Origin of the sequence: Pseudomonas sp. BN415, assembly GCF_029871195.1 — a bacterium.
Lineage (GTDB): Bacteria > Pseudomonadota > Gammaproteobacteria > Pseudomonadales > Pseudomonadaceae > Metapseudomonas > Metapseudomonas resinovorans.
The window spans coordinates 21621-28379 of the sequence record NZ_SSOK01000067.1 but is presented as its reverse complement, the minus strand read 5'-3'; the positions used below and the strand labels follow the sequence as shown (position 1 = coordinate 28379).

Here is a 6759-nt window from a genome sequence, read left to right as displayed (position 1 = left end):
GGAGCGCTCGGAACCATTCTCGGCAACATCGAAGGCCTTGGTACGGTCGGAACCACCTTCAGCCACACGCAGGGACTGGGAGCGGTCGGAGCCATTCTCTGCGACACGGTGGATGCTGGTGCGGTCAGCGCCACCTTCGGCAACGCGGTGGATGGAAGTGCGGTCGGCACCACCCTCGGCAACCGACAGTGCAAAAGCGGAGGCGGACAGGCTGGCGATGAACAGGCTGGCGAAGATTTGCTTTTTCATTTTGGTCACCTTGGTTGGAAGGGGGTTGGAATTCGTCTACGGGGCCCATGTTACTGATGCGGTTTCGATGAAGAAGTGATGCTGAGTAATGGTTACCATCGACGCTATTGATGGTTCATTTATTCCAATTAAAAACAATTACTTATGTGCGTTATAAGGGCGCATTCGCGTTAAGTGGAAGGGCTTTTTCCGTTAGCTGGAATAATCAATTTTCTAGATGAATTCAGGGTGAATTTGCTCATTTTATGAGCGTCTGCTGAATCGAGGCCCTCGCCGCCACCCGGCGCGCCGGTGGCAACGAGCTTGACCTGTCTGCGTTTCAGGGGTTGTCGGCGTCGATGACGGCCTTGGTGAAGGCCTGCGGATCTTCCTGAGGCAGGTTGTGGCCGATGCCGCCGGAGATCAGCCGGTACTCGTACTTGCCGGTGAAGCGCTTGGCCGATAGCCGTCTGCCGAGACAATCTCAGGCCACGCCACCAGATCGAGCCAACCCGTCTCTTCGCACGTCAATAAATGCCCCGCCTAGGGGTATACCCACCGTGCAAGCCAGCAAGTCGTCATTACTTTCTGGCCCCGCGTTGGGGTTCGCTACGCCCTACACATTTACCTCGCCACAACGGCCTTTCCCTTCGTCGTCCATCCGGACGATTCCCCGCCCGGCGCAAGTCGCCAGACTCCTTGCCAGCCCCAGGAATCACAAAAAGGCAGCCTTATGGAATTCGCGTTCAGCGATGAGCAGGAGATGATCCGCGAGTCCGCCGAGAGCTTTCTCGCGGACGTTTCCGATTCCGCCGCCGTGCGGGCGGCCATGGCCACCGAGCTGGGCCATGACCCGGACCTCTGGCGGCGACTGTGCAACGAGATGGTCTGGCCGGCCATTCATATCCCCGAACAATATGGCGGCCTCGGACTGGGCTTCGTCGAGCTGGCCATCCTGCTTGAGCAAATGGGTCGCCGGTTGTTCTGTTCGCCGTTCTTCGCCAGTGCCTGCCTGGCAACCCCGGCGTTGTTGCTGGGTGGCAGTGAGGAACAGAAGGCCCGTTGGCTGCCGCAACTGGCCGATGGCAGCCTGACCGCCACCCTGGCCTATGCCAGCAACAACCTCAATGGCCGCGATGCGGTGCAGGCAAGCTATCGCGTCGAGGGCAGCGGAGTCGTGATCGACGGCTGCCTGCGCCAGGTGGTGGACGGCCACAGCGCGGGCCTGCTGATAGTGGCCGCGCGCGGTCGGCAGGGTGTCTGCCTGTTCGCTGTACCCGCCGACACGCCTGGCGTCCGCTGCCGCCTTATCCCGACCCTGGACCAGACCCGCAAGCTGGCCGAGGTGGAGCTCAGTCAGGTCTTCGTCGGCGCCGATGCCCAGTTGGGTGAGCCGGGGCAGGGCGGTGAGCTGCTGGAGAAGATCCTGCAACTGGCCTGCGTGGCCCTGGCCGCCGAGCAGACCGGCGGCGCCCAGCAAGCCCTGGACCTGACGCTGGCCTACACCGCCGAGCGTCAACAGTTCGGTCGTTCCATCGCCAGCTTCCAGGCCATCAAGCACCGCGCCGCCGACATGATGCTGGAAGTGGAGTGCGCGCGTTCGGCGGCACTCTACGCCGCCTGCGTGGCCGAGGAAGCCCTGGCCCCGAATGGTGACAAGGGTGTCGCTGCTGAGCTGCCCCTGGCCGCCGCCCTGGCCAAGTCGCGTTGCTCGGAAGCCTTCTTCCACTGTGCGGCGGAGTCCATCCAGTTGCATGGCGGCGTCGGCTTCACCTGGGAGTACGACCCGCACCTTTACTTCAAGCGCGCCCGGGCCAGTGAAGCCCTGTTCGGCGCGCCGTCCTGGCACCGGGAGCGGATTGCCGCGGCCCTTCTGGGGGAGATCGCATGAAGATCAGTTTCAGTGAGGCGGATGAATGCTTCCGCCGTGACGTGGCCGGCTGGCTTGCCGACAATCTGCGCGGCGAGTTCGAGGTCCTGCGCTTTCGCGGTGGCCCGGGGGACGAGCACAGCTTTCCCGAAGAACGCAAAGCCTGGGAGCGCAAGCTGGCCGAAGGCGGCTGGACCTGTGTGGGCTGGGCGCCGGAGCATGGCGGACGCGGCCTATCCATCAGCCAGCAGGTGATCTTCCACGAGGAGTACGCCCGTGCCGGTGGCCCCGGCCGCATGGGGCACATCGGCGAAGGCCTGGCCGGGCCCACCATCGCTGCCTTCGGTACCGAAGAACAGCAACGCCGCCTGCTGCCGGGCATCGTCGCCGGCACCGAGTTCTGGTGCCAGGGTTACTCGGAGCCGGGGGCCGGCTCCGACCTTGCGAACGTGAAGACCCGCGCGGTGCTGGAGAGCGGCCAATGGCGCATCAGCGGCCAGAAGGTCTGGACCTCGCTGGCGCACGAATCCGAATGGTGCTTCGTCATCGCCCGCACCGAGCCGGGCAGTGTCGGGCACCAGGGGCTGTCCTTCCTGCTGGTGCCGATGCACCAGTCTGGCGTTACGGTGCGGCCCATCGAGCAGCTCACCGGCACCTCGGAATTCAACGAGGTGTTCTTCGACGAGGCCGTCACCGACGCCAGTAACATCCTCGGCGCCCCGGGCGATGGCTGGAAGATCGCCATGGCCCTGCTGGGCTTCGAGCGCGGCGTCTCCACCCTTGGCCAGCAGATGCTGTTCCAGAACGAACTGGAGGAAATCATCCGCATCGCCCGCGCAAACGGCGCGGCCCGCGACCCGCTGCTGCGCCAGCGTATCGCCGACGCCTGGAGCGGACTGCGCATCCTGCGCTACAACTCCCTGCGCATGCTCTCCGGCGCCCAGGACGGTTCGCTGCGCCGCGAGGCGATGATCTACAAATTGTGCTGGTCCAATTGGCACGTCGCCCTCGGCAAGCTGGCTATGGACGTGCTCGGCCCGGACGCCGAACTGCTGGAGGGCGGCCCCTACCAGTTGGGGCGCCTGCAATCGATGTTCCTCTTCAGCCGCTCCGACACCATCTACGGCGGCACCAACGAAATCCAACGCAACATCATCGCTGAACGCGCGCTGGGCATGCCCCGCGAGCCGCGCGTGCGCGCCTGATCCGAGGACCTTGCATGAGTACTCCAACCTACGTTCCCGGCCATGGCCTGCTGCGCGGCAAGTCGGTGCTGATCACCGCCGCCGCGGGGGCCGGCATCGGCTTTTCCGCCGCCCTGCGCGCTGCCGAGGAAGGCTGCCGGGCGCTGATGATCAGCGACATCCATGAAGGCCGCCTGCAGGAAGCGGCACTGAAGATCCGCGAGGTCACCGGGCTGGACCGGGTCTACACCCGCGAATGCAACGTCACGTCCGAGGAGCAGGTGCAGGCCCTGGTGGCTGCCGCCGAACGCGACCTGGACGGCGTCGATGTGCTGATCAACAACGCCGGCCTGGGCGGTTCGCGGTTGTTGGTCGAGATGAGCGACGAGGAATGGCACCGCGTCCTCGACGTGACGCTCACCGGCACCATGCGCATGACCCGCGCCATGCTGCCGAAGATGATCGAGCGCCAACGCGGCGTGATCGTCAACAACGCCTCGGTGCTCGGCTGGCGCGCGCAGAGGGAACAAAGCCACTATGCCGCCGCCAAGGCCGGTGTCATGGCCCTGACCCGCTGCGCAGCGGTGGAAGCGGCCGAGCACGGCATCCGCATCAACGCGGTGAGCCCGAGCATCGCCCTGCACGATTTCCTGAAGAAGTCCGCGCCCAAGGAACTGCTGGACCAGCTCGCCTCTCGCGAAGCTTTCGGCCGCGCCGCGGAAGTCTGGGAAGTGGCCAACGTGATGATGTTCCTGGCCAGTGACTACAGCTCCTACATGACCGGCGAAGTGTTGTCGGTTTCCAGCCAGAGGGCCTGAGCATGGCAACGATCTTCGATACTCCGGTGGCCCTGCTGGAGCGCATTGGCGAACAGCTGGGCCACAGCGACTGGCTGAGTGTGGAGCAGTCGCGCATCGACCAGTTCGCCGAAGCCACCGGCGACCACCAATGGATCCACGTCGACCCGGTGCGCGCTGCCGGTGGCCCCTTCGGGGCCTGCATCGCCCACGGCTACCTGACCCTGGCCCTGGTCAACCTGTTCCTGCCGCAGATAGTCGAGGTGCGCGGCATCTCCATGGGCGTGAACTACGGCTGCGAGAAGGTGCGCTTCCCCAACGTCGTCCGCGCCGGCAGCCGCGTACGCGGCAGCGCCCAGCTGGTCGCGGCCGAAGAAGTGAAGGGCGGCATCCAGGCCACCATTCGCGTCAGCGTGGAGATCGAGGGCGAAGAGCGGCCGGGCTGCGTGGTGGACACCATCAGTCGGTATTACCCGGCCTGATCCCGCTTTCCCTGTGGGGCGAATTCATTCGCTAAAGGGCAGCGCAGCTGCCCCCTTCAGGCCTTACAGGGCAGACCTTCGGTCTGCATAGCGAATGAATTCGCCCCCACAAAGAAGCCATGGCCGGCCAACGAATTTCGAGGACAACGCAATGAAAGAAGCCGTAATCGTATCCACCGCCCGCACGCCCATCGGTAAAGCCTTCCGTGGTGCCTTCAACGACACCGAGGCGCCGCTGATGGGCGGCCATGTGGTGCGCGAGGCGCTGCAGCGCGCGGGCGTCGAGCCGGGCGAAGTGGACGATGTGATCATGGGCGCCGCCGCCCAGCAGGGCACCCAGGCCTACAACCTCGGCCGCCTCTGTGCGACCGCCGCCGGGTTGCCGGCCAGCGTGTCGGGCATGGCGGTGGAGCGCCAGTGCTCCTCGGGGCTGATGAGCATCGCCCTGGCCGCCAAGAGCATCATGTGCGATGAAATCGACATCGCCGTCGCCGGTGGCCTGGAGTCCATCTCGCTGGTGCAGAACAAGCACAAGAACAGCTACCGCAACCAGTCCGAGGCGGTACTGGCGCAGGACCCACGCGCCTATATCCCGATGATCGAGACGGCAGAAATCGTTGCCGAGCGTTATGGCATTTCCCGAGAGGCGCAGGACGAGTACAGCTACCAGAGCCAGCTGCGCACCGCCCTGGCCCAGGGCGCCGGCCGGTTCGACGCCGAACTGGCGCCGCTGGCCGTGCGCAAGCTGGTGATGGACAAAGCCACCGGCGAAAGCCGCCACGAAACCGTGACCCTGGGCCGCGACGAGTGCAACCGCGCGGACACCACCCGGGAGAGCTTGAGCACCCTGGAACCGGTCTGGCAGGGCGGGCAGTGGACCGGTGCTGGGCGCTTCATCACCGCCGGCAACGCCTCGCAACTTTCCGATGGCGCCAGTGCCTCGGTGCTGATGAGCGCGCAACAGGCCGAACGCCGTGGCCTGGAGCCCCTGGGCTTTTACCGTGGCCTGGCGGTGGCCGGTTGCGATGCCGACGAAATGGGCATCGGTCCGGTGTTCGCCATTCCCAAGCTGCTCAAGCGCCACGGCCTTTCCATGGACCACATCGGCCTGTGGGAGCTGAACGAGGCCTTCGCCTGCCAGGTGATCCATTGCCGCGACACCCTGGGGATTCCCGACGAGCGCCTGAACGTGAATGGCGGCGCCATCGCCATCGGCCATCCGTTCGGCATGTCCGGCGCGCGCATGGTCGGCCATGCGCTGATCGAGGGTAAGCGCCGTGGCCTGCGCTACGTGGTGGTGAGCATGTGCATCGGTGGCGGCATGGGTGCCGCCGCTCTGTTCGAAGTGGCATGAGGAGAACGCAATGATCAGTCCGCAACAGGTTCAACAGACCATGGCTCGCTACATCGAGCTGGTGGATGCCTGCGATATCGACGGCATCCGCGCGCTGTACGCCGACAACGCCACGGTGGAAGACCCGGTGGGCAGCCCGCTGCATGTGGGCATCGACGCCATCGACCGCTTCTACCGCGAGGGCCTGGGCAAGGCCAACGCCCGCGCCCGGCGAACCGGGCCGGTGTCCGCCAGCCACGCCGGCAGCGGCGCGGTTCCCTTCTGCGTTGACCTGGACTGGAACGGCCGCGCCTGTTCCATCCAGGTGATCGACGTGATGGAGTTCGACGCCGAGGGTCGCATCGTGTCCATGAAGGCCTTCTGGGGCGAGGCCAACCTGGTGCCACGGGAGCAGCCATGAACCTGGAGCAGCGCCTGGCGCGGCTGGAGGCAATCGAGGCCATCCGCCAGCTCAAGCACCGCTACCTCAACGCCTGCGACCTGAAGGACGTGGAGGCGATCCGCGCGTGCTTTGCCGAGGGTGAAGTCGCCATCGACTACGGCCCCGTGGGGACCTTCCGGGATCGCGACAGCTTTGTCGCGCTGTACCAGTCCCTGGCCTGCAACGCGCGGGTGATCGACCTGCACCACGGCGCCAATCCGGAGATCGCGCTGGTGGGCGAGGAAGAGGCGGTGGGGCGCTGGGCGCTGTACTACTTCTACCTCGACGCTGAAACCGGCGCCACGCGGCAGCTGGGCGGGTTCTACCAGGACCGCTATCGGTGCATCGATGGCGCCTGGAAGATCGTCGAGACGGTGTTCAGGGCGCATTCGATGGTGGAGTCCGCCGCTACCACTTGATGGG

At 65.5% G+C, this 6759-nt stretch carries 7 protein-coding genes and 2 pseudogenes; 7 read left to right on the top strand and 2 right to left on the bottom strand.

Annotated features, from left to right (window positions below):
* Positions 1-249 (bottom strand): annotated as a pseudogene (locus E8F20_RS25375) (hypothetical protein); the annotation flags it as partial.
* Positions 250-568: 319 nt separating this feature from the next.
* A pseudogene (locus E8F20_RS25370) lies at positions 569-688 on the bottom strand (alpha/beta hydrolase); the annotation flags it as partial.
* A 273-nt stretch (positions 689-961) separates the two neighbouring features.
* Between E8F20_RS25370 and E8F20_RS25365 the strand changes: the two are divergent.
* The 7 genes from E8F20_RS25365 to E8F20_RS25335 all read left to right on the top strand — a co-directional run bounded on the left by E8F20_RS25365 (position 962) and on the right by E8F20_RS25335 (position 6755).
* Positions 962-2119 carry an acyl-CoA dehydrogenase family protein gene (locus tag E8F20_RS25365; protein WP_280286212.1) on the top strand — a complete coding sequence of 386 codons (1158 nt, stop codon included), beginning with the start codon at positions 962-964 and terminating at the stop codon, positions 2117-2119.
* A complete protein-coding gene (locus E8F20_RS25360; protein WP_280286211.1) occupies positions 2116-3303 on the top strand; it encodes an acyl-CoA dehydrogenase family protein in 1188 nt (395 codons plus the stop codon). The genes E8F20_RS25365 and E8F20_RS25360 overlap by 4 nt, the downstream gene beginning before the upstream one ends.
* A gap of 14 nt (positions 3304-3317) precedes the next feature.
* On the top strand, positions 3318-4100 hold the full coding sequence (locus E8F20_RS25355) for an SDR family oxidoreductase (RefSeq protein WP_280286210.1): 783 nt from the start codon (positions 3318-3320) through the stop codon (positions 4098-4100).
* Between the two features lie 2 nt (positions 4101-4102).
* Positions 4103-4561 (top strand): MaoC family dehydratase, encoded by a 459-nt coding sequence (locus E8F20_RS25350; RefSeq protein ID WP_280286209.1) that lies wholly within the window; start codon positions 4103-4105, stop codon positions 4559-4561.
* A gap of 151 nt (positions 4562-4712) precedes the next feature.
* Complete coding sequence (locus E8F20_RS25345; protein WP_280286208.1) at positions 4713-5915, top strand: acetyl-CoA C-acyltransferase; 1203 nt, start codon at positions 4713-4715, stop codon at positions 5913-5915.
* 10 nt (positions 5916-5925) lie between these two features.
* A complete protein-coding gene (locus tag E8F20_RS25340) occupies positions 5926-6315 on the top strand; it encodes a nuclear transport factor 2 family protein (RefSeq protein WP_280286207.1) in 390 nt (129 codons plus the stop codon).
* Complete coding sequence (locus tag E8F20_RS25335) at positions 6312-6755, top strand: nuclear transport factor 2 family protein (protein WP_280286206.1); 444 nt, start codon at positions 6312-6314, stop codon at positions 6753-6755. The genes E8F20_RS25340 and E8F20_RS25335 overlap by 4 nt, the downstream gene beginning before the upstream one ends.
* The last annotated feature ends 4 nt before the right edge of the window (positions 6756-6759 follow it).